General features: G+C 55.1%; 20 protein-coding genes. 8 read left to right on the forward strand and 12 right to left on the reverse strand.

Annotated features, from left to right (window positions below):
* Window positions 1-286 precede the first annotated feature (286 nt).
* Window positions 287-853 carry a D-glycero-beta-D-manno-heptose 1,7-bisphosphate 7-phosphatase gene (gene gmhB, locus ACWKXN_RS10830; RefSeq protein WP_048978979.1) on the reverse strand — a complete coding sequence of 189 codons (567 nt, stop codon included), beginning with the start codon at window positions 851-853 and terminating at the stop codon, window positions 287-289.
* Between the two features lie 188 nt (window positions 854-1,041).
* On the opposite strand from gmhB, the gene metN reads away from it, so the two are divergent.
* The 6 genes from metN to proS all read left to right on the forward strand — a co-directional run bounded on the left by metN (window position 1,042) and on the right by proS (window position 6,621).
* On the forward strand, window positions 1,042-2,073 hold the full coding sequence (metN, locus tag ACWKXN_RS10835) for a methionine ABC transporter ATP-binding protein MetN (RefSeq protein ID WP_023310475.1): 1,032 nt from the start codon (window positions 1,042-1,044) through the stop codon (window positions 2,071-2,073).
* Window positions 2,066-2,719 (forward strand): methionine ABC transporter permease MetI, encoded by a 654-nt coding sequence (locus tag ACWKXN_RS10840; protein ID WP_014168730.1) that lies wholly within the window; start codon window positions 2,066-2,068, stop codon window positions 2,717-2,719. The genes metN and ACWKXN_RS10840 overlap by 8 nt, the downstream gene beginning before the upstream one ends.
* A 40-nt stretch (window positions 2,720-2,759) precedes the next feature.
* Window positions 2,760-3,575, forward strand: coding sequence for a methionine ABC transporter substrate-binding lipoprotein MetQ (metQ, locus tag ACWKXN_RS10845; protein ID WP_014168729.1), 816 nt, complete (start codon window positions 2,760-2,762; stop codon window positions 3,573-3,575).
* Window positions 3,576-3,681: 106 nt separating this feature from the next.
* The gene (gene rcsF, locus ACWKXN_RS10850; protein ID WP_008501883.1) at window positions 3,682-4,086 is read left to right on the forward strand and encodes an Rcs stress response system protein RcsF; all 405 of its coding nucleotides are present in this window, start codon (window positions 3,682-3,684) and stop codon (window positions 4,084-4,086) included.
* Entirely contained in the window at window positions 4,083-4,790 is a 708-nt protein-coding gene (tsaA, locus tag ACWKXN_RS10855) for a tRNA (N6-threonylcarbamoyladenosine(37)-N6)-methyltransferase TrmO (RefSeq protein ID WP_064673261.1), read from the forward strand. Before rcsF ends, tsaA begins: the two co-directional genes overlap by 4 nt.
* Window positions 4,791-4,902: 112 nt before the next feature.
* The gene (gene proS, locus ACWKXN_RS10860) at window positions 4,903-6,621 is read left to right on the forward strand and encodes a proline--tRNA ligase (protein WP_033144681.1); all 1,719 of its coding nucleotides are present in this window, start codon (window positions 4,903-4,905) and stop codon (window positions 6,619-6,621) included.
* 46 nt (window positions 6,622-6,667) lie between these two features.
* On the opposite strand, the gene nlpE is transcribed toward proS, so the two are convergent.
* From nlpE to ACWKXN_RS10875, 3 genes are read right to left on the reverse strand one after another with little or no spacing between them, the layout of a single operon-like run.
* Window positions 6,668-7,366, reverse strand: a complete 699-nt coding sequence (gene nlpE / locus ACWKXN_RS10865; RefSeq protein ID WP_039260572.1) for an envelope stress response activation lipoprotein NlpE — start codon at window positions 7,364-7,366, stop codon at window positions 6,668-6,670.
* A 34-nt stretch (window positions 7,367-7,400) separates the two neighbouring features.
* A complete protein-coding gene (arfB, locus tag ACWKXN_RS10870) occupies window positions 7,401-7,823 on the reverse strand; it encodes an alternative ribosome rescue aminoacyl-tRNA hydrolase ArfB (protein ID WP_048974973.1) in 423 nt (140 codons plus the stop codon).
* The gene (locus tag ACWKXN_RS10875) at window positions 7,820-8,365 is read right to left on the reverse strand and encodes a YaeQ family protein (protein ID WP_033144678.1); all 546 of its coding nucleotides are present in this window, start codon (window positions 8,363-8,365) and stop codon (window positions 7,820-7,822) included. Before ACWKXN_RS10875 ends, arfB begins: the two co-directional genes overlap by 4 nt.
* Before the next feature lie 196 nt (window positions 8,366-8,561).
* Here ACWKXN_RS10875 and ACWKXN_RS10880 point away from each other — a divergent pair, with 196 nt between their 5' ends.
* Together ACWKXN_RS10880 and rof are read left to right on the forward strand one after the other, a co-directional pair.
* Entirely contained in the window at window positions 8,562-8,762 is a 201-nt protein-coding gene (locus ACWKXN_RS10880; protein ID WP_008501889.1) for a YaeP family protein, read from the forward strand.
* Window positions 8,749-9,009 carry a Rho-binding antiterminator gene (rof, locus tag ACWKXN_RS10885; RefSeq protein ID WP_008501890.1) on the forward strand — a complete coding sequence of 87 codons (261 nt, stop codon included), beginning with the start codon at window positions 8,749-8,751 and terminating at the stop codon, window positions 9,007-9,009. Before ACWKXN_RS10880 ends, rof begins: the two co-directional genes overlap by 14 nt.
* Window positions 9,010-9,037: 28 nt before the next feature.
* Here the strand turns inward: rof and tilS are convergent, their stop codons facing one another.
* From tilS to lpxA, 8 genes are all read right to left on the reverse strand, one after another.
* Entirely contained in the window at window positions 9,038-10,327 is a 1,290-nt protein-coding gene (gene tilS, locus ACWKXN_RS10890; RefSeq protein WP_454543780.1) for a tRNA lysidine(34) synthetase TilS, read from the reverse strand.
* Between the two features lie 58 nt (window positions 10,328-10,385).
* A complete protein-coding gene (locus ACWKXN_RS10895) occupies window positions 10,386-10,775 on the reverse strand; it encodes a VOC family protein (protein ID WP_023334583.1) in 390 nt (129 codons plus the stop codon).
* A 65-nt stretch (window positions 10,776-10,840) separates the two neighbouring features.
* Window positions 10,841-12,973, reverse strand: a complete 2,133-nt coding sequence (locus tag ACWKXN_RS10900) for a lysine decarboxylase LdcC (protein WP_454543781.1) — start codon at window positions 12,971-12,973, stop codon at window positions 10,841-10,843.
* Window positions 12,974-13,073: 100 nt separating this feature from the next.
* Window positions 13,074-14,033: an acetyl-CoA carboxylase carboxyl transferase subunit alpha gene (accA, locus tag ACWKXN_RS10905; RefSeq protein ID WP_023310466.1), complete on the reverse strand. Its 960-nt coding sequence runs from the start codon at window positions 14,031-14,033 to the stop codon at window positions 13,074-13,076.
* Between the two features lie 12 nt (window positions 14,034-14,045).
* Window positions 14,046-17,528 carry a DNA polymerase III subunit alpha gene (gene dnaE, locus ACWKXN_RS10910; protein ID WP_033144674.1) on the reverse strand — a complete coding sequence of 1,161 codons (3,483 nt, stop codon included), beginning with the start codon at window positions 17,526-17,528 and terminating at the stop codon, window positions 14,046-14,048.
* Between the two features lie 38 nt (window positions 17,529-17,566).
* A complete protein-coding gene (gene rnhB, locus ACWKXN_RS10915) occupies window positions 17,567-18,163 on the reverse strand; it encodes a ribonuclease HII (protein WP_024907528.1) in 597 nt (198 codons plus the stop codon).
* Window positions 18,160-19,308, reverse strand: coding sequence for a lipid-A-disaccharide synthase (gene lpxB / locus ACWKXN_RS10920; RefSeq protein WP_023334578.1), 1,149 nt, complete (start codon window positions 19,306-19,308; stop codon window positions 18,160-18,162). The genes rnhB and lpxB overlap by 4 nt, the downstream gene beginning before the upstream one ends.
* The gene (gene lpxA / locus ACWKXN_RS10925) at window positions 19,308-20,096 is read right to left on the reverse strand and encodes an acyl-ACP--UDP-N-acetylglucosamine O-acyltransferase (protein ID WP_023310462.1); all 789 of its coding nucleotides are present in this window, start codon (window positions 20,094-20,096) and stop codon (window positions 19,308-19,310) included. Before lpxA ends, lpxB begins: the two co-directional genes overlap by 1 nt.
* Window positions 20,097-20,098 lie beyond the last annotated feature (2 nt).

Here is a 20,098-nt window from a genome sequence, read left to right on the forward strand (position 1 = left end):
ACATTAAGAATCCATGTCACTTTGAGTGCCCACACAGATTGTCTGATAAATTGTTAAAGAGCAGTGCAACGCGGCTTTCGCTCACCGTTGCGAGGTGGCGTATATTACGCTTTCCTCTTTCAGAGTCAACCCGTTATTTCAGAATTTTTCTCTTCAACCGACCGGCTTGTTTGTGAAGTGTTTCACATCCGCCGTGTCGATGGAGGCGCATTATAGGGGGCCGCCGAGGAATGACAAGCGGAAAAATGCATTTTTATTTCAACCGCTCATCTTTTCACCAAAAAGGCTATTTTTGGTGCTTTCTAATCTCTTTTGGCAGTTCGGCCAGACTATTAATCACCCAATCCGCTGCATTTTCTGCTTCTGGCGTCACTGGCTTACCGGTGCGAACTAATATTTTGGTTCCTACACCCGCTGCTGCTGCTGCCTGCATATCTTCCAATTTATCGCCGACCATATAAGAAGCAGACATATCAATGTGCAGGAACTCCTGTGCAGAGATGAACATCCCGGGATGCGGCTTACGGCAGTCGCAGGTCTGACGATACGCATCAATGGTTCCCTGCGGGTGGTGCGGACAATAGTAGATGCCGTCGAGATCCACACCGCGGTCGGCTAGCGACCAGTCCATCCATTCCGTCAGCGTCTCGAACTGCGCCTCGGTGAATTTACCGCGTGCAATACCGGACTGGTTCGTCACAACCACCAGCGCATAACCCATCTCTTTCAGCTGGCGCATGGCATCTATTACGCCCTCGATAAACTCGAACTCATCAATCTCATGAACATAACCGTGATCCACATTAATAGTGCCATCACGATCGAGAAAAATTGCGGGTACTGATTTTGCCACCGGTTTGCTCCTGAAAAAGGCATGTTCGACTAGTATCTCATGAATCGCAGCGCAATAAAGTGCTCATCGTACAGAGTTGGATTGATTTAGACGTCTGGATGCCTTAACATCCGTTTTGTTTACGGTCATCACCCGTATCTGGCAGAAGAAAATGCCACGACTAACTTACATACGATAAAAATAATCTAATGATTAAACTTTCCAATATCACCAAAGTGTTCCAGCAGGGGAACCGAACCATTCAGGCGCTGAACAACGTCAGCCTGCATGTTCCTGCTGGTCAAATTTATGGCGTCATTGGCGCATCGGGTGCAGGTAAAAGCACGCTGATTCGTTGTGTTAACCTGCTTGAGCGCCCAACCCAGGGCAGCGTAGAAGTTGGCGGCCAGGAACTTACCGCCCTCTCAGAGAAAGAACTCACCAAAGCGCGTCGTCAGATTGGCATGATCTTCCAGCACTTTAACCTGCTGGCTTCCCGCACCGTGTTCGGCAACGTTGCCCTGCCGCTTGAGCTGGATAATACGCCAAAAGAAGAAGTGAAGCGTCGCGTCACCGAACTGCTCGACCTCGTGGGTCTGGGCGACAAGCATGATAGCTACCCGGCAAATCTGTCCGGTGGGCAAAAGCAGCGTGTGGCCATTGCCCGCGCGCTGGCAAGTAATCCTAAGGTACTGCTGTGCGATGAAGCCACCAGCGCACTGGATCCGGCAACCACGCGTTCGATTCTGGAACTGCTGAAAGACATTAACCGTCGCCTGGGCCTGACGATCCTCCTTATTACGCATGAGATGGACGTGGTGAAACGCATCTGCGACTGCGTGGCGGTCATCAGCAACGGTGAACTGATCGAGCAGGACACGGTAAGTGAAGTGTTCTCGCATCCGAAGACGCCGCTGGCACAGCAGTTCATCCAGTCCACGCTGCATCTGGATATTCCGGAAGATTATCTGGAGCGTTTGAAAACCGAACCCGCAGCAGACAGCGTCCCGATGCTGCGCATGGAGTTCACCGGTCAGTCCGTTGACGCTCCCCTGCTTTCCGAAACCGCGCGTCGCTTTAACGTAAACAACAACATCATCAGCGCGCAGATGGATTACGCCGGTGGCGTGAAGTTCGGCATCATGCTGACAGAAATGCACGGCACACAAGAAGAAACCCAGGCCGCGATTGCCTGGCTGCAAGAACACCACGTAAAAGTAGAGGTACTGGGTTATGTCTGAGCCGATGATGTGGCTGCTGGTTCGCGGCGTTTGGGAAACGCTGGCAATGACCTTTGTCTCTGGCTTCTTTGGTTTTGTGATTGGCCTGCCGGTCGGCGTATTGCTGTACGTGACGCGTCCGGGTCAAATCATTGAGAACGCGAAACTGTACCGTACGCTCTCTGCGCTGGTGAACATCTTCCGTTCTATTCCCTTCATTATTCTGCTGGTGTGGATGATTCCGTTTACCCGCGTGATCGTCGGAACGTCTATCGGTCTGCAGGCGGCCATTGTTCCGCTGACCGTAGGGGCTGCGCCGTTTATCGCCCGTATGGTGGAAAACGCCCTGCTGGAGATCCCAACCGGTTTGATCGAAGCCTCACGCGCGATGGGCGCAACGCCGATGCAGATCGTCCGCAAAGTCCTGCTCCCGGAAGCACTGCCAGGCCTGGTGAACGCGGCAACCATCACGCTCATCACGCTGGTCGGTTATTCCGCAATGGGTGGCGCAGTTGGCGCTGGCGGTTTAGGCCAGATTGGTTACCAGTACGGCTATATTGGATATAACGCTACCGTGATGAATACCGTTCTGGTATTGCTGGTTGTTCTGGTTTATTTAATCCAGTTCTCCGGCGATCGCATCGTCCGGACCGTTACTCACAAATAACGTTACACACAACACAAACTCTACGAGTTAAGGATAAAACATGGCGTTTAAATTAAAGACCTTTGCAGCAGTAGGCGCGCTGATCGGCTCTCTGGCACTGGTGGGTTGCGGTCAGGACGAAAAAGATCCAAACCACATTAAAGTGGGCGTTATCGTGGGTGCAGAACAACAGGTTGCTGAAGTTGCTCAGAAAGTGGCGAAAGAGAAGTATGGCCTGGACGTTGAGCTGGTGACCTTCAACGATTACGTTCTGCCGAACGAAGCGCTGAGCAAAGGCGATATCGACGCTAACGCCTTCCAGCATAAGCCATACCTGGATCAGCAGATCAAAGATCGTGGCTATAAACTGGTGGGTGTTGGTAACACCTTCGTTTATCCAATTGCCGGTTACTCTAAGAAAATTAAATCGCTGGACGAGCTGCAGCCGGGCTCTCAGGTTGCCGTGCCTAACGACCCAACCAACCTTGGCCGTTCCCTGCTGCTGCTGCAGAAAGTGGGCCTGATCAAACTGAAAGACGGTGTTGGCCTGCTGCCAACCGTTCTGGATGTCACCGAGAACCCGAAAAATCTGAAAATTGTTGAACTGGAAGCACCGCAGCTGCCACGTTCTCTGGACGATGCGCAGATTGCCCTGGCCGTGATCAACACCACTTATGCCAGCCAGATTGGCCTGACGCCGGCTAAAGACGGTATCTTCGTTGAAGATAAAGACTCCCCGTACGTTAACCTGATCGTGACTCGCGAAGACAACAAGGACGCGGAAAACGTGAAGAAATTCGTTCAGGCTTATCAGTCTGATGAAGTTTACCAGGAAGCCAACAAAGTGTTTAACGGCGGCGCTGTTAAAGGCTGGTAATCTCACCTCAGTGTAATATCATCAGGACGGGCTTATGCCCGTCTTGTCATTTGTGCAGTCAACTGATTCAATATCTGACGTTTTGATTATCCATTGAGGAACTATTATGCGTGCTTTACCGATCTGTCTTTTAGCACTCATGCTGAGCGGCTGTTCTATGCTAAGCAGATCTCCCGTTGAACCTGTTCAAAGCACGGCAACCCCGCCAAAAACAGAGCCTGCAAAACCGAAAGTGGTTCGCCCTGCGCCGGTTCGCATTATCACGAAAGCAGACGAACTCGTCGGTAAACCGTTCCGTGAATTGGGCGAAGTGAGCGGCGAATCCTGTCAGGCTACCAATCAGGACTCACCACCGAATATTCCGACAGCGCGTAAACGTATGCAGATTAATGCCGCAAAAATGAAAGCCAACGCGGTTCTGCTGCACAGCTGCGAAGTCACCAGCGGCACGCCGGGCTGCTACCGTCAGGCGGTTTGCATCGGTTCTGCGCTGAACATCACGGCGAAATGAGTGCATTTCAGTTCGAGCAGATAGGCGTTATCCACTCTCCTTATAAAGAGAAGTTCGCCGTCCCCCGCCAGCCCGGTCTGGTCACCAGCGGAAGCGGTGAGCTTCACCTGATTGCGCCTTACAATCAGGCCGATGCGGTACGCGGGCTCGAGGCTTTCAGCCATTTATGGGTGGTGTTCGTGTTTCACCAGACGATGGAAGGCGGCTGGCGTCCTACCGTGCGCCCTCCTCGTCTTGGCGGAAATGCGAGAATGGGCGTGTTTGCGACCCGCTCGACCTTCCGCCCAAACCCGGTTGGCATGTCGCTGGTTGAACTGAAAGGCATACGCTGCCAGAAAGATCGGGTGATACTGGAGTTAGGTAGCCTGGACCTGGTAGACGGCACGCCGGTAATCGACATCAAACCCTATCTGCCCTTCGCCGAAGCGCTCCCGGACGCGCGTGCAAGTTATGCTCAGGACGCACCGCAGGCGGACATGCCTGTTTATTTTACGCCAGAGATAACCGCGCAGATCGGCCAGCTGGAGAAACGCTATCCTCGCTTACGGGATTTCATCACTGAAGTTCTGGCACAGGACCCGCGTCCGGCCTACCGTAAAGAAGAGGAAGAAGGAAAAACGTACGCCGTCTGGCTGCTTGATTTCAACGTTCGCTGGCGCGTCACCGGAGCAGGTTTTGAAGTGTTTGCCCTTGAACCCAGGTAATTTTGTTCTCCTCTCTTTTGGCATCTTTGCCACACTGGTAAACTAAACCACTTTTTTTGTGTCAGGCTGGTGTTTCAGCCTGTTCCAATCGTCGAAATGGAACCGTAACAACATGCGTACTAGCCAATATCTGCTCTCCACTCTGAAGGAGACGCCTGCCGACGCCGAAGTGATCAGCCATCAGCTGATGCTGCGCGCCGGGATGATCCGCAAGCTGGCCTCCGGGTTATATACCTGGCTGCCGACCGGCGTGCGCGTCCTGAAAAAAGTCGAAAACATCGTGCGTGAAGAGATGAACAACGCCGGTGCTATCGAGGTGTCCATGCCTGTGGTTCAGCCCGCTGACCTGTGGCAGGAGAGCGGCCGTTGGGAACAATATGGTCCTGAACTGCTGCGCTTTGTCGATCGCGGCGAGCGTCCTTTCGTTCTCGGCCCAACGCATGAAGAAGTCATTACCGACCTGATTCGTAATGAGCTGAGCTCTTACAAACAGCTGCCGCTGAACTTCTTCCAGATCCAGACCAAGTTCCGTGACGAAGTTCGCCCACGTTTCGGCGTCATGCGCTCTCGCGAATTCCTGATGAAAGATGCTTACTCATTCCATACCTCTCAGGAATCACTGCAAGAGACTTACGACGCAATGTACGCGGCGTACAGCAAAATCTTCTCCCGCATGGGTCTGGATTTCCGTGCTGTGCAGGCCGATACCGGCTCCATCGGCGGTAGCGCATCCCATGAGTTCCAGGTCCTGGCGCAGAGCGGTGAAGACGATGTGATCTTCTCTGACTCTTCAGATTACGCGGCGAATATCGAATTTGCAGAAGCGCTGGCGCCAAAAGAACCACGCGGGGCGGCAACGCAAGAGATGACGCTGGTTGATACGCCAAACGCTAAAACCATTGCCGAGCTGGTTGAGCAGTTCAATCTGCCTGTCGAAAAAACCGTGAAAACGCTGCTGGTGAAATCCACCGAAGGCAGCGCTTACCCGCTGGTTGCCCTGCTGGTGCGTGGCGATCACGAGCTGAACGAAGTGAAAGCCGAGAAGCTGCCGCAGGTAGCCAGCCCGCTGACCTTCGCAACGGAAGCGGAAATCCGCGCCGTGGTGAATGCGGGTCCAGGTTCACTGGGTCCAGTCAATCTACCGGTGCCTGTTGTCATTGACCGCACGGTTGCGGCAATGAGCGACTTCTCCGCAGGTGCGAACATCGACGGTAAACATTACTTCGGCATCAACTGGGATCGCGACGTGGCGACGCCGGAAGTGGCTGACATCCGTAACGTGGTTGCAGGCGATCCAAGCCCGGACGGCCAGGGTACCCTGATGATTAAGCGCGGCATCGAAGTGGGTCATATCTTCCAGCTGGGTGATAAATACTCTCGCGCGCTGAACGCGGCCGTTCAGGGTGAAGATGGCCGTAACCAGATCCTGACCATGGGTTGCTACGGTATCGGGGTGACGCGCGTGGTGGCTGCGGCGATTGAGCAGAACTACGACGAACGCGGCATCGTCTGGCCGGACAATATTGCGCCGTTCCAGGTGGCCATTCTGCCAATGAACATGCACAAGTCTTACCGCGTGCAGGAGCTGGCCGAGAAGCTGTATGCCGAGCTGCGCGCTCAGGGTATCGAAGTGCTGATGGATGACCGTAAAGAGCGTCCGGGCGTGATGTTTGCCGATATGGAACTGATCGGTATCCCGCACACCGTCGTCATCGGCGACCGTAACCTCGACAGCGATGAGATTGAATACAAATACCGTCGCAGCGGCGAGAAACAGATGATCAAGACCGGCGACATTCTTGATTACCTGGTGAAAGCCATCAAAGGCTAAACAAAAACCCCGCTCAGGCGGGGTTTTTTAATGGCTCAGCGTCGGCTTATTTACTGTTACAGTCTTTACCCGCAACAAACTTCGCGTCTTTATCTGCCACCAGCGTTTTCACCATCTCCCCGCTATCCGGGTTTGGCTCCAGCGTAAAGTGACCGTCAACCGTCAGCAGTACCGGCTTACTGTCATTGCCGCGTGCCACAGCGTAATCACGTTCAAGCTGCGCATTGTTTGCCACGCTGACCTTCCTGCCGGTTGCGCAGTCGGTAAAGATCGCCGCATCCGCCATATAGAAGTACATCCCCCGCATTGCCATCGGCGTGGCAGGCAGAGCCGCTTTTACCGGCGCCAGCGTGTAGTTGAGCTGGGATTCAATCGGGTTGCCTTCGCGGTCGAGCATCTCCATCCCCTCGCCTTTGGCGCGGAAAAAGGTTTTCTCACCGGAGGTATCCGTCAGGACCAGCTTCTCTGCCGTACGCGCCCATGTTCCATAAGTGGCAAAAGAAGAAGGCTCTTTAGCGCCCTGATAGCGCTGATTCATCACCCAGGTGCCATCTTTTTGCAGGAACAGAGACGTTTCAATGCCTTCACAGTCCGCGCAAGGCAATACGCCGCGCCAGCTTTGCTGCATCGGTTTTAATTCTTCCGTTTGCGTGGGTTGTAAAACCTGCGTTTCGGAGCGGTTGTTACACCCAAAAAGCGCAAACAGCGTACTCACTGCCAGCGCTGACCATAATGCTTTTTTCACAATGAATTCCTTATGAAAAGTGTGTTCCCTTTCGTCACTCTGTCGGGCGACGAACTTTACCGCGTAGTGCTTTCACTGTGGATTTTTGGGCCTTCGAGGACAACCGACGCTCTTTCGATGCGCGGGTCGGCCGCGTTGCCCGGCGGCTTTTTTGTACTGCCGTTAGCTCTTTGATGACCGCCACTAGCCTGGCTAGCGCCGCTTCCCGGTTGAGCTCCTGGCTGCGGTACTCCTGGGCTTTGATCACAATCACGCCATCGCTGGTGATCAGGTGATGGCTGGCGGCAAGCAGGCTTTCTTTATAATACTCTGGCAGGCTTGAGGCCCGAATGTCAAAACGCAAATGGATAGCCGTCGACGCCTTGTTGACGTGCTGCCCGCCAGCCCCCTGCGCACGAATGGCGGTGATCTCCAGCTCGCTGTCAGGGATGCTGACGTTTCGGGACAAGACGATCATGACGCGGGTTGCCACGCCGTCAAATGAATTTCCAGATTATTCTGAGAATCAGAGAGCCAGATGGCGCCATCCTGAATCGTCGCCTGCAAAACCATGGTCCGGCTGGCAAATTCGCTCAACTGCGCCAGCTGCTCATCATCCAGATACCAGACCGTGAGATTTTTAAACTGTCCGCACTTGCTCTTGTTTTGCTGCCACCAGATCTCCGCAGCGCGCTGATTATACGCGAATAAGGCCACTTCAGCGGACTGGGTGCAGGCCTTCTTAATTCTGCGCTCGTCAGGCAGGCCGAGTTCGATCCACAAATCGATACCCAGATGATCGTTGCGCAGCCAGGCTTCAGGCTCGTCTTCTGCGCTTAACCCACGGGAAAACTGCAGACGCTCGTCGGCATACTTAATCCACGCCAGCAGGCGCAGCATCATGCGCTCCTGAGTTTCGGAGGGGTGGCGTGCCAGCGTAAGCGACGCATCGAGGAACTGGTTGCGATCCAGATCGGCCACATTGACCACAGCTTTATAAATTGTCGCTTTCAGCGCCATGAGAGAACTCCATTCGAATCAGGCGCACATTGTAGCGAAAACCGCGGCAAAAGGCTGTTACAGGGTGTTAAATACACCGCTATCAAGGCTCTGATATTGCTTAAATGAGTATGGTATAGTCACCTTGCTAAACCGAGTTTATCTTCGTAGGCTTAATGATATCTCACAGTAAGTCAGTGCGCTGGCGGGAGGGGATGTGAATAATTATTGTGAGTTAATTCGCAAACGGTATGCGGAAATCGCCAGCGGAGATCTGGGGTATGTCCCGGACGCGTTGGGCTGTGTATTGAAGGTGCTTAATGAAGTGGCCTCTGATGAGAGCCTTTCAGAGTCGGTCAGGGAAAAAGCAGCGTATGCTGCGGCGAATTTACTGGTGAGCGATTATGTCGATGAATGATACTTATCAACCCATCAATTGTGATGACTATGACAACCTCGAACTCGCCTGCCAGCATCATTTATTACTGACGCTGGAGCTAAAAGATGGCGAAGTGTTGAAGGCGAAAGCCAGCGATCTGGTTTCACGAAAGAATGTGGAATACCTGATAGTGGAAGACGCCGGTGCGACGCGTGAGCTGCGTCTGGACAAAATAGCCAGCTTCAGCCACCCGCAAATCGGCACCGTCGTGGTGAGCGAATCCTGATGACACTAACGGGCAGCCTGGCTGCCCGTTACGCTTTCTGCCACTCAAAACGAACGCCCTCTTCTGACCACCCCTCTTCCGTGATGAACCCCCCTGCCGCAGCGATAAGCGTTTCACCGTAGAACAGTAGCGGCGTGGTGTCGCGCAGCCACGACGGCACGTTGCACTCCTGCCATATTTTCTTCAGCTTTCGTCCCCCGTTGCGCCCGACGATATGCAGCATGCCGCCAGCCTTAAAGCGCACGGTGACAGGTTCATCGGGCTTAGGCAGCCGCACATGACCAGACGACAGAAGAGAAACGCGTCCTGCCTCACAGGGCAATATCAGCGGCGCGTCAGGAGAAAGCCAGTCGAGCACCACATCGGTCAGAGAGGGCATGGATTTTATCCACCAGAGCTCCCCTTTATAACGTCTAACCTCAAAACCGTTCAGGTGGACGCACGGAGAAGCATCATCCCGCGCCAGTGCGACTTCGTCCCAGATACGGCTCAGCATTGTCCTCGACGGCATCGCGGCGCGATGAAAGGCCAGCCAGCGCCGTAACAGCGCGGCGCGACGTACCGGGCTCATCGCTTTCATCGGTGCGATCGCCAACGCCCCGTCGGCAGAAATGAGTGCAGCCAGCTCGTCGCTCAACAGTTCATCCAGCAACGATTCCTGTTCGGCGCACAGCATGGCGCTTCTTGCCGTCGCGTCGGCGAAATGCGGCCAGCGCTCGCCTAAAAGCGGGAGGACGCGCAGACGCAGGAAGTTACGGTCATAGCCGTCATCCTGGTTACTCTCATCTTCGATCCAGTTCAGCTGATGTTCTCGCGCCCAGGCTTCCAGTGAGGCCCGCGTCTCGCCAAGCAGCGGACGCAGTAACGTTGTGCCGGCAAATTCAGAACGCGTCGGCATGGCAGAAAGTCCCGCCGGGCCGCTGCCCCGCTTAAGGGCCAGCAGAAAGGTTTCACACTGATCGTCCAGATGCTGGGCCGTGACCAGCGCTTCTCCAGGACGTAATGCCCCGGCAAATGCGGCATAGCGGGCTTTCCGCGCCTGCGCTTCGATGCCCAGCCCCTCCTCCGCAAGCGTGACGCGCTCAACGATGAGCGGGATCGCCCAGGCCGCACACAAGGCTTCACAGTGCACCACCCACGCCTCTGCGTGAGGACTTAATCCGTGGTGAATATGCATCGCCCGAAGCTGGACGTCAGGTTCCCGATCGCGCCAAAGCTTAAGGCGATGCAGCAACACGGTAGAATCCAGGCCACCGCTAAACCCCACCAGCAGCTGGCGGTACGGTGAAACGGCTTGTGCGATAGCGGGTAAGGTCATAGGAGATTACACATAAAAAATGCCCGAACTGAGCGGGCATTATCACACAGGACAACCATTACTGCTGATAAAGCTCCAGCGGCAGGCCGTCCGGATCGTTGAAAAAGGTAAAGCGCTTGTCGGTGAACGGATCGACGCGTATCGCTTCGCACGTCACGCCGTGCGCTTCCAGATGCTTAACTGCGCTATCCAGGTCATCGACGCTGAAGGCAAGATGACGCAGGCCGCAGGCTTCCGGGCGGGAGGGACGCGCAGGCGGAAAAGGAAAAGAGAACAGCTCAATCACATATTGCCCGTTTAACGCCAGATCGCCCTTCCAGGAGTCACGTTCCTCGCGGTAGGCCTCGCTCATGAGCGTAAAGCCCAGGATGTCGCAGTAGAAGGCCTTACTTTTCGCGTAATCGGTCGCAATGATCGCAATATGATGAACAGCTTTTAAACCCAGCATAGCTTCTCCTTTTTATGATGCCTGAACGTTACAACCGAAAACCCGCGCCTGGCAAGCGGTCACCCTTATTTTAGGACTCGCACCCAGTAAACGCCGCTCTCGTCGCGCTTCGCACCGTGGATATCCGTCTCAAAACCGGGATAGTGCCGCCCTACCGAACAGAGCATCAGCAGGAAATCAAGCACCGCCCGACTCTCTTCGGTAATCATCTCTCCCGGCATCAGGAGCGGAACGCCCGGCGGGTAAGGCAGGATCATGTTAGCCGATACGCGGCCGACCAGGTTTTCCAGCTCGACGGTTTCGACCTCCCCTTTCACCTGGCGCTGCCATGCTTTGTGCGGGGTAAACTTCATCTCCGGTAAGACATCGAACGCCTGAAGCATCAGACGCGGCAGATCGTGCTGACGGATCAGCCTGTGGATCCCCTGGGCCAGATCCTGAATGCGCATATTTCGATAGAAGTCGGGATCCTCCGCGTAGAGATCCGGCAGCATGTTCTTCACCCGCAGGTTGAGATCGTAGGCCCGCTTAAACTCCATCAGGCCGCGCAACAACCCCATCGCCCGGGTTTTGTCGATCCCGATGCTGAACAGGAACAGCAGGTTATAGGGACCGGTTTTTTCCACCACCACGCCACGTTCATCAAGGAATTTCGCGACCAGCGCGGCCGGAATACCTTCATCGCTCATCTTGCCCTGCTCATCCATGCCCGGCGTCAGGATCGTCACTTTTACCGGGTCGAGGAACATATGGTCGCTATCGGCATCCCGGAAGCCATGCCAGTCTTCGCCGGGCGAGACGGGCCAGCATTCTGCTTCATCAATCTCTTCCGGCTGCCAGATATCAAAGAACCAGCCGTCGGCTTCGTCTTTCAGCCGCTGCACCTCTTTACGGAAATGCAGCGCGCGTTCCACCGAACGATTGATGAGACGCTTACCGGGATTGCCGCGCAGCATCGCCGCGGCCGTTTCAATAGAGGCCACCAGCGGGTAGCTCGGCGAGGTGGTGGTGTGCATCATAAAGGCTTCGTTGAACGTGTCTTCGTCGTACTCGCCTTTGATGTGAATAAGCGAAGCCTGGGAAAACGCCGCCAGCATTTTATGCGTCGACTGCGTTTCGAAGAACACTTTCCCCGGCAACCGTTCACCGCTCATGCCGCTTTTGCCTGCGTAAATCGGATGGAAATTAGTGTAAGGCACCCATGCGGAATCGAAGTGGATCGACGGCACGTCCAGCGTCTGTTTGATCCAGTTTGTGTTGTACAGCAAACCGTCGTAGGTGGAGTTGGTGATGACCGCATGGACAGGCCAGCTTGCGCCAGGAATTGCCGCGACCTTACTTTCAATGGCTTCGTGGGTGAACTCCCGGCGCGGAATGCCGCCAAGAATACCGAGCGCATTACGCGTGGGCGACAGCCAGAGCGGTACGACGTCGCTCATCATCAGCAGGTGTGCCAGCGATTTATGGCAGTTACGGTCAATCAGCAAGGTGCTGCCAGCAGGCGCAGCGTACATCCCGACAATTTTGTTCGAGGTCGACGTGCCGTTGGTCACCATATAGCTCTGCTCGGCGCCAAAGGTGCGGGCGATATACTCTTCGGCTTCAAGATGCGGGCCGGTGTGATCCAGCAGGGAGCCTAGTTCGGTGACTGAAATCGACACGTCCGCTTTCAGCGTGTTGCCACCGAAGAAATCATAGAACAGGCAGCCCACCGGGCTTTTTTGATAGGCCGTTCCCGCCATATGACCTGGCGTACAGAAGGTATATTTGCCCTCCTTCACGTAGGTGAAGAGCGCGCGGGTAAAGGGCGGAGTGATGTTATCGAGATATTCATTCGTGTATTGCTGAATGCGGGTCGCAATATCTTCCGCCACGCCGAGGGAATATTCAAAGAACCACAGCGCCATACGCATATCATTGGCGCTGACGTCCATGGTTGAGTGGGTATTGATAAACGCGTACAGCGGGAGGTATTCGTTCAGCTTGTTGATGTCGCTGCACAGTTCGAGATCGTATTCGTCCCAGTCGAAGATCACGCCGCAGATACGCGGGTTATGCTCGATGAACTTCAGCAGGTCGGCGCTGTTGTGCGGCCAGATTAGCTGATACCCGCGCGACTGCAGGGCTTGCTCAAGCTCCTTGATGGGCTCGTCTTTATAGAAGACGCCGTGTGGCCCCATAATGGCAATGATATTCATGGGCTTCCTCCTTAAAAAACATTAGCTAAGCATAGTCCGGCTAAACCGCAGGTATAAAAAAAGCCGCAACATTGTGCGGCTTTTCAGATAATTGTGAAGCTTACGCGTAACCGTAGGTCATCAGACGCTGGTAGCGGCGGTTGAGCAGATCGTCTTTGCTCAGCACGTCCAGATCTGCCAGGTCAGCCAGCAGCTGCGCTTTCAGAGAAGCCGCCATTACTTCCGGCTTACGATGAGCGCCACCCAGCGGTTCCGGAATGATGGAATCGATCAGCTTCAGCTCTTTCAGGCGTGGCGCAATGATGCCCATTGCTTCTGCAGCCAGCGGCGCTTTGTCGGCGCTTTTCCACAGAATGGACGCACAGCCTTCCGGGGAGATAACGGAATAGGTGCTGTACTGCAGCATATTCACTTTATCGCCCACGCCAATCGCCAGCGCACCGCCGGAACCACCCTCACCGATAACGGTACAGATGACCGGCACCTTCAGACGAGACATCTCGCGCAGGTTGCGCGCGATAGCTTCAGACTGACCGCGCTCTTCCGCGCCCACGCCAGGGTATGCACCCGGGGTGTCGATGAAGGTGATGATTGGCATGTTGAAACGCTCAGCCATCTCCATCAGACGCAGGGCTTTACGGTAGCCTTCTGGTGCTGGCATACCGAAGTTACGACGGATTTTCTCTTTGGTTTCACGACCTTTCTGATGACCAATGATCATCACCGGGCGTCCGTCCAGACGCGCGATACCACCAACGATAGCTTTATCGTCAGCGTATGCGCGATCGCCTGCCAGTTCGTCAAATTCGTCAAACGCCAGGCGGACATAATCCAGGGTGTACGGACGCTGTGGATGGCGAGCCAGCTGGGCCACCTGCCATGCGCCGAGATCGGCAAAGATTTTGCGCGTCAGCTCTACGCTTTTCTCGCGCAGACGATGCACTTCTTCGTCGATGTTAATATCCAGTTTTTCATCCTGACGGCTTACCGCTGTCAGAGAATCGATTTTCGCTTCCAGCTCAGCAATCGGCTGTTCGAAATCAAGGAAATTCAGACTCATAGTATTCCTGTATTAGTCAAACTCCAGTTCCACCTGCTCCGAACCAATGAGGCCACGGAGATCGTTCAGTAAACGATCGCTCGGAGAGACACGCCACGTTGCACCAAAGCGCAACCGCGCACGTGCATCCGCCCTCTGATAGTAGAGATGTACTGGAATTGTCCCCGAGCGGTGGGGTTCCAGAGACTGACGGAGTCGGTTTAAAAGCTGGTCATCAATTTGCCTGTCCGTCAGCGAGATAGCAAGCCCGCGAGCATATTTTTCCCGGGCTTCGTCAATGTCCATCACTTCGCGGGCGGTCATTTTAAGCCCCCCACTGAAGTCATCAAAGCTGACCTGTCCGCTGACGATAAGTATGCGGTCTTTTTCCAGCAATTGCTGGTATTTATCCAGCGCGTCGGTGAACAACATCACCTCCAGACGCCCGGAACGGTCATCCAACGTACAGATGCCGATACGATTACCGCGCTTGGTGACCATAACCCTTGCGGCAATCACGAGCCCCGCAGCCGTGGTGATTTTACCACGTTCTGTCGGATGCATGTCTTTAAGCCTGTGGCCGCCGACATAGCGCTCAATTTCTTTGATGTACTGGTTGATCGGGTGCCCCGTCAGGTACAAGCCTAACGTCTCACGCTCCCCATCCAGTACCACCTGTTCTGGCCACGGCTGGCAGTTGGAATAAGATTGCTCGATCTGCTCTGGCTCTTCCGCCAGCACGCCGAACATATCCGCCTGACCAATGGCTTCCGCTTTTGCGTGCTGATCCGCCGCTTTCAGGGCGTCGCCGAGGGAATTCATCAGCGCGGCGCGGTGCGGCCCCAGCCTGTCAAACGCGCCGGACATGATCAGTTTTTCCAGCACGCGACGGTTCAGTTTTTTAGTATCGGTACGGGCGCAAAGATCGAACAGCTCGCGGAAATACCCGCCGTTGTTACGCGCTTCGATGATCGCCTCGATCGGACCTTCGCCCACGCCTTTGATCGCGCCGATCCCGTAAACGATCTCTCCGTCGTCGTTGACGTGGAAGTGGTAGAGCCCTGAGTTAATATCCGGCGGCAGGATCTTAAGGCCCATACGCCAGCACTCATCCACCAGGCCCACCACCTTCTCGGTGTTGTCCATATCGGCCGTCATTACCGCCGCCATAAATTCAGCAGGATAGTGCGCTTTCAGCCACAGCGTTTGATACGACACCAAAGCATAGGCGGCGGAGTGGGATTTGTTAAATCCGTACCCGGCGAATTTCTCCACCAGGTCGAAGATTTTCATCGCCAGCTCGCCGTCAACGCCGTTTTTCTTCGCTCCGTCTTCAAAGATGGAGCGCTGCTTGGCCATCTCTTCCGGCTTTTTCTTACCCATCGCACGACGCAGCATGTCCGCGCCGCCGAGCGTATAGCCGGAAAGCACCTGAGCAATCTGCATGACCTGTTCCTGATACAGGATAATGCCGTAGGTTGGCTCCAGCACCGGCTTCAGGCTTTCATGCTGCCACTGAACGTCCGGGTAAGAAATCTCTTCGCGACCGTGCTTACGGTCGATAAAGTTATCTACCATCCCTGACTGCAGTGGGCCCGGACGGAACAGGGCGACCAGTGCGATCATATCTTCGAAGCAGTCGGGCTGCAGGCGTTTAATCAGATCTTTCATGCCGCGGGATTCAAGCTGGAAGACGGCTGTCGTCTCCGAGCGCTGCAGCATGTCGAAACTTTTCTTGTCATCGAGCGGGATGGCGGCAATGTCTATCGGCTCAAGGCCCTGCTTTTCCCGGCGCGGGTTGATCATCTTCAGCGCCCAGTCGATGATCGTCAGCGTACGCAGGCCGAGGAAGTCAAACTTCACCAGCCCGGCGTATTCTACGTCGTTCTTATCAAACTGAGTAACCGGATGCTCACCCGCTTCATCGCAGTAGAGCGGTGCGAAGTCGGTAATTTTGGTCGGGGCGATAACCACGCCCCCCGCATGCTTGCCGGCGTTACGCGTGACGCCTTCCAGCTTGCGCGCCATGTCGATCAGCGCTTTCACTTCTTCGTCAGCTTCGTAGATTTCCGGCAGCTGAGGTTCGGCTTCAAACGCTTTTGCCAGCGTCATGCCCGGATCGGGCGGCACCAGCTTCGAAATACGATCGACAAACCCGTACGGGTGGCCCAGCACGCGGCCGACGTCACGGATAACCGCCTTCGCCGCCATCGTACCGAACGTAATAATCTGTGATACCGCATCACGGCCGTACATATCGGCGACGTGCTCGATCACCTGGTCACGTTTCTCCATGCAGAAGTCGACGTCAAAGTCGGGCATGGAGACACGTTCCGGGTTAAGGAAACGTTCGAACAGCAGGTCGAATTCCAGCGGATCGAGGTCGGTAATTTTAAGCGCATAGGCCACAAGCGATCCCGCACCGGAGCCACGTCCCGGTCCAACCGGTACGCCGTTATCCTTCGACCACTGGATAAACTCCATTACGATCAGGAAGTAGCCCGGGAAGCCCATCTGGTTGATGACCTGGAGTTCAATATCCAGGCGCTCATCGTACGGCGGCCGCTTCTCTTTGCGAACGGCCTCATCCGGGAACAGGAATTCCAGACGCTCTTCCAGACCTTCTTTTGATTTCACGACCAGGAAATCTTCCGTGGTCATGTCACCCGTCGGGAACTGCGGCAGGAAGTATTCGCCGAGGCGGACGGTAACGTTACAGCGCCTGGCGATCTCTACGCTGTTTTCCAGCGCTTCGGGGATATCGGAGAAGAGTTCACACATCTCCTCCTCGCTGCGCATGTACTGTTGAGCGGAGTAATTACGCGGCCGTTTCGGATCGTCGAGCGTGAAGCCATCGTGGATCGCCACGCGAATTTCGTGAGCGTCAAAATCTCCCGGCTCGAGGAAGCGTACATCGTTTGTCGCGACGACGGGCAGCCCGCGTTCTTCCGCAAGTGCGACCGCCGCATGGAGATAGCTCTCTTCGTCCTGGCGACCGGTGCGGATCAACTCCAGATAATAACGATCCGGGAAATACTCCTCATAGAACGAGACGCATTGATCCACCAGCGCGCTATTGCCGCGCAGCAGGCATTTACCGACATCGCCCATACGGCCGCCAGAGATCAGCAGCAGCCCTTCGTTCAGCTCAGCCAGCCAGTCCCTGTCGATCCACGGGCCCAGCGCACCATATCCGCGCTGATAGGCTTTTGAGATAAGCAGAGTGAGGTTTTGATAGCCCGTGTTGTTCATTGCCAGCACGGAGATTTGCGTCATTTCATCGCCGACGAGATCGCTCTGGACATGAAAATCTGCGCCGACGATAGGCTTCATTCCCGCACCGTGCGCCGTTCCGTAGAACTTCACCAGGCCACACAGGTTGGTAAAATCGGTGATCGCCAGCGCGGGCATGCCAAGGGAGGCAGCCTTTTTTACCAGCGGCCCGGTCTTCGCCAGCCCATCGATCATGGAGTAGTCGCTATGCACCCGCAGGTGTACGAAACGTGGTTCAGCCATCTTCAGATTCCGCGTTACTTAATTGCTTGCGTATTGATTCAGGACACCCGTCCCAGCGCGCGTTTCACCGGGCCAAAACTGCGCCGGTGATGTTCGGTTGCGCCATGTTCAGCCAGCCTTTCCAGATGGAAAGGTGTGGGATAACCCTTATGCTGGGCGAAACCATACTGAGGATAAGTGAGGTCCAGCGCGGCCATTTCGGCGTCGCGCGTCACTTTGGCAATGATAGAAGCTGCGCTAATTTCTGCGACCCGACTATCGCCTTTGACGACCGCCATTGAAGGCATGGGCAATGCCGGACAGCGGTTGCCGTCAATCAGGACATATTCCGGGGAAATTTTCAGACCTGCTACCGCACGCTGCATCGCCAGCATCGTGGCATGCAAAATATTCAGCTCGTCTATTTCATGCGGTTCAGCGCGCCCCAGGCTCCAGGCCAGCGCCTTCTCCTGAATCTCACTGAACAGCGCCAGACGGCGTTTTTCAGACAATTTTTTTGAGTCGTTCAGCCCGATAATCGGGCGAGCCGGATCGAGGATCACCGCGGCAGTCACCACAGCCCCGACCAACGGGCCACGACCCACTTCGTCCACGCCCGCCACAAGGCGAGTGTGAGGATAAACAAATTCCATCATTTTGCTAACTCCAGCACCGCATCAGCCGCTTGCTCATCAGCATTACAGCGGATCAGTTGATGCAGTTCGCGGAAGGTATCGTGCATCTGGTGGCTGGTCTTGCCGTTGGCGAGCAGCGGCAGTAGTGCATCGGCAAGCGCCTGCGGCTGGCACTCATCCTGCAGCAGCTCTTTCACCAGCTCGCGCCCGGCAAGCAGGTTTGGCAGGGAGACATAATCCGTTTTAACCAGGCGTTTTGCCAGCCAGAAAGTGAACGGCTTCATGCGATAACCGACCACCATCGGGCATTTCGCCAGCATGCATTCCAGCGCCGCCGTGCCGGAGGCCAGCAGCGCGGCATCGCTCGCATACATCGCTTCCCGCCCTTTCCCGTCCAGAAGACGGACGTGAAGATCCGGGGCGACTTCCGCTTTGATGCGCTCAAACTGCTCGCGGCGTTTGGCATTTACCAGCGGAACAACCACTTCAAGATCCGGATAGGTCTGGCGAAGAATTTGCGCTGTTTTGAGGAAATCGGCGCTCAGCATCTCAACTTCTGCACCACGGCTGCCTGGCAGCAGTGCCAGACAGTGCACATCGTGCGGGATGCCCAGCGCGTCGCGCGCCGCGTTTTTATCCGGATCCAATGGCATCGCATCCGCCATGGTATGACCGATAAAACGGCACGGAACATTAAATCTGTCGTAAAACGCTTTTTCGAAAGGCAGGAAAGCCAGCACCAGGTTGGTGGACCGTCCGATTTTGAAAACGCGTTTCTGTCGCCACGCCCAGACGGACGGACTGACGTAGTGAATCGTTTTGATACCCTGCTTTTTCAGATTCCCTTCGAGGGTAATGTTGAAATCAGGCGCATCGATACCGACAAACACATCGGGTTTGAGTTCGGTAAAACGGCGGGTGAGATCGGCGCGGATGTGCAGCAAACGGCGTAGCCGTCCCAGCACCTCAACGATGCCCATCACGGCGAGCTCTTCCATTTCATACCAGGCTTCACAGCCTTCGGCCTGCATCAGCGGGCCAGCAACGCCGACAAAGCGAGCATTGGGTACACGCGCCTTAAGCGCGCGGATGAGACCGGCACCAAGAATATCGCCGGAGGTTTCTCCGGCGACCAGGGCTATCGTAAGCGGACGACTGTCGACCATTAACGAATCAGACCCCTTGTTGAACGGTCAAAGAATTCCATGAACGCGTTCACTTCCGGGTGCTTATTCGCCAGCTCGGCAATTTCCGGCTTCGCCTCTTCCAGCGTTTTACCGCTACGGTACAGCAGTTTGTAAGCGTTGCGGATAGCAGTAATCGCTTCGCGGCTAAAACCACGACGCTTGAGGCCTTCGATGTTCACGCCAAACGGCGTGGCATGGTTGCCCTGCGCAATCACATACGGTGGGACGTCCTGCGCCACACCGGAGCATCCGCCAACCATCACGTGCGCACCAATGATGCAGAACTGATGGACTGCGGTCATGCCGCCAATAATTGCGAAGTCATCAACCGATACGTGTCCTGCCAGCGTTGCGTTGTTGGCAAGAATACAGCGATCACCCACGGTACAGTCGTGCGCGATGTGCGCATTAACCATAAACAGGTTATCGCTGCCCACCTTCGTCAACCCACCACCCTGTACTGTTCCACGATGAATAGTGACGCTTTCGCGAATACGGTTACGATCGCCAATTTCCAGACGGGTCGACTCACCAGCATATTTCAGATCCTGGTTAACTTCGCCGATGGAAGCGAACTGATAGATCTCGTTATTGCAGCCAATGGTCGTGTGACCATTCACGACAACGTGAGATTTCAGTACTGTACCCTCACCAATTTCGACATGGGGTCCAACAATACAAAACGGGCCAATGTGGACGTTAGCGCCAATGATGGCACCGGTTTCCACAATAGCGGTAGGATGAATAAAGGCGGATTTATCAATCACGT

The organism is Enterobacter sp. UPMP2060, from assembly GCF_053709655.1.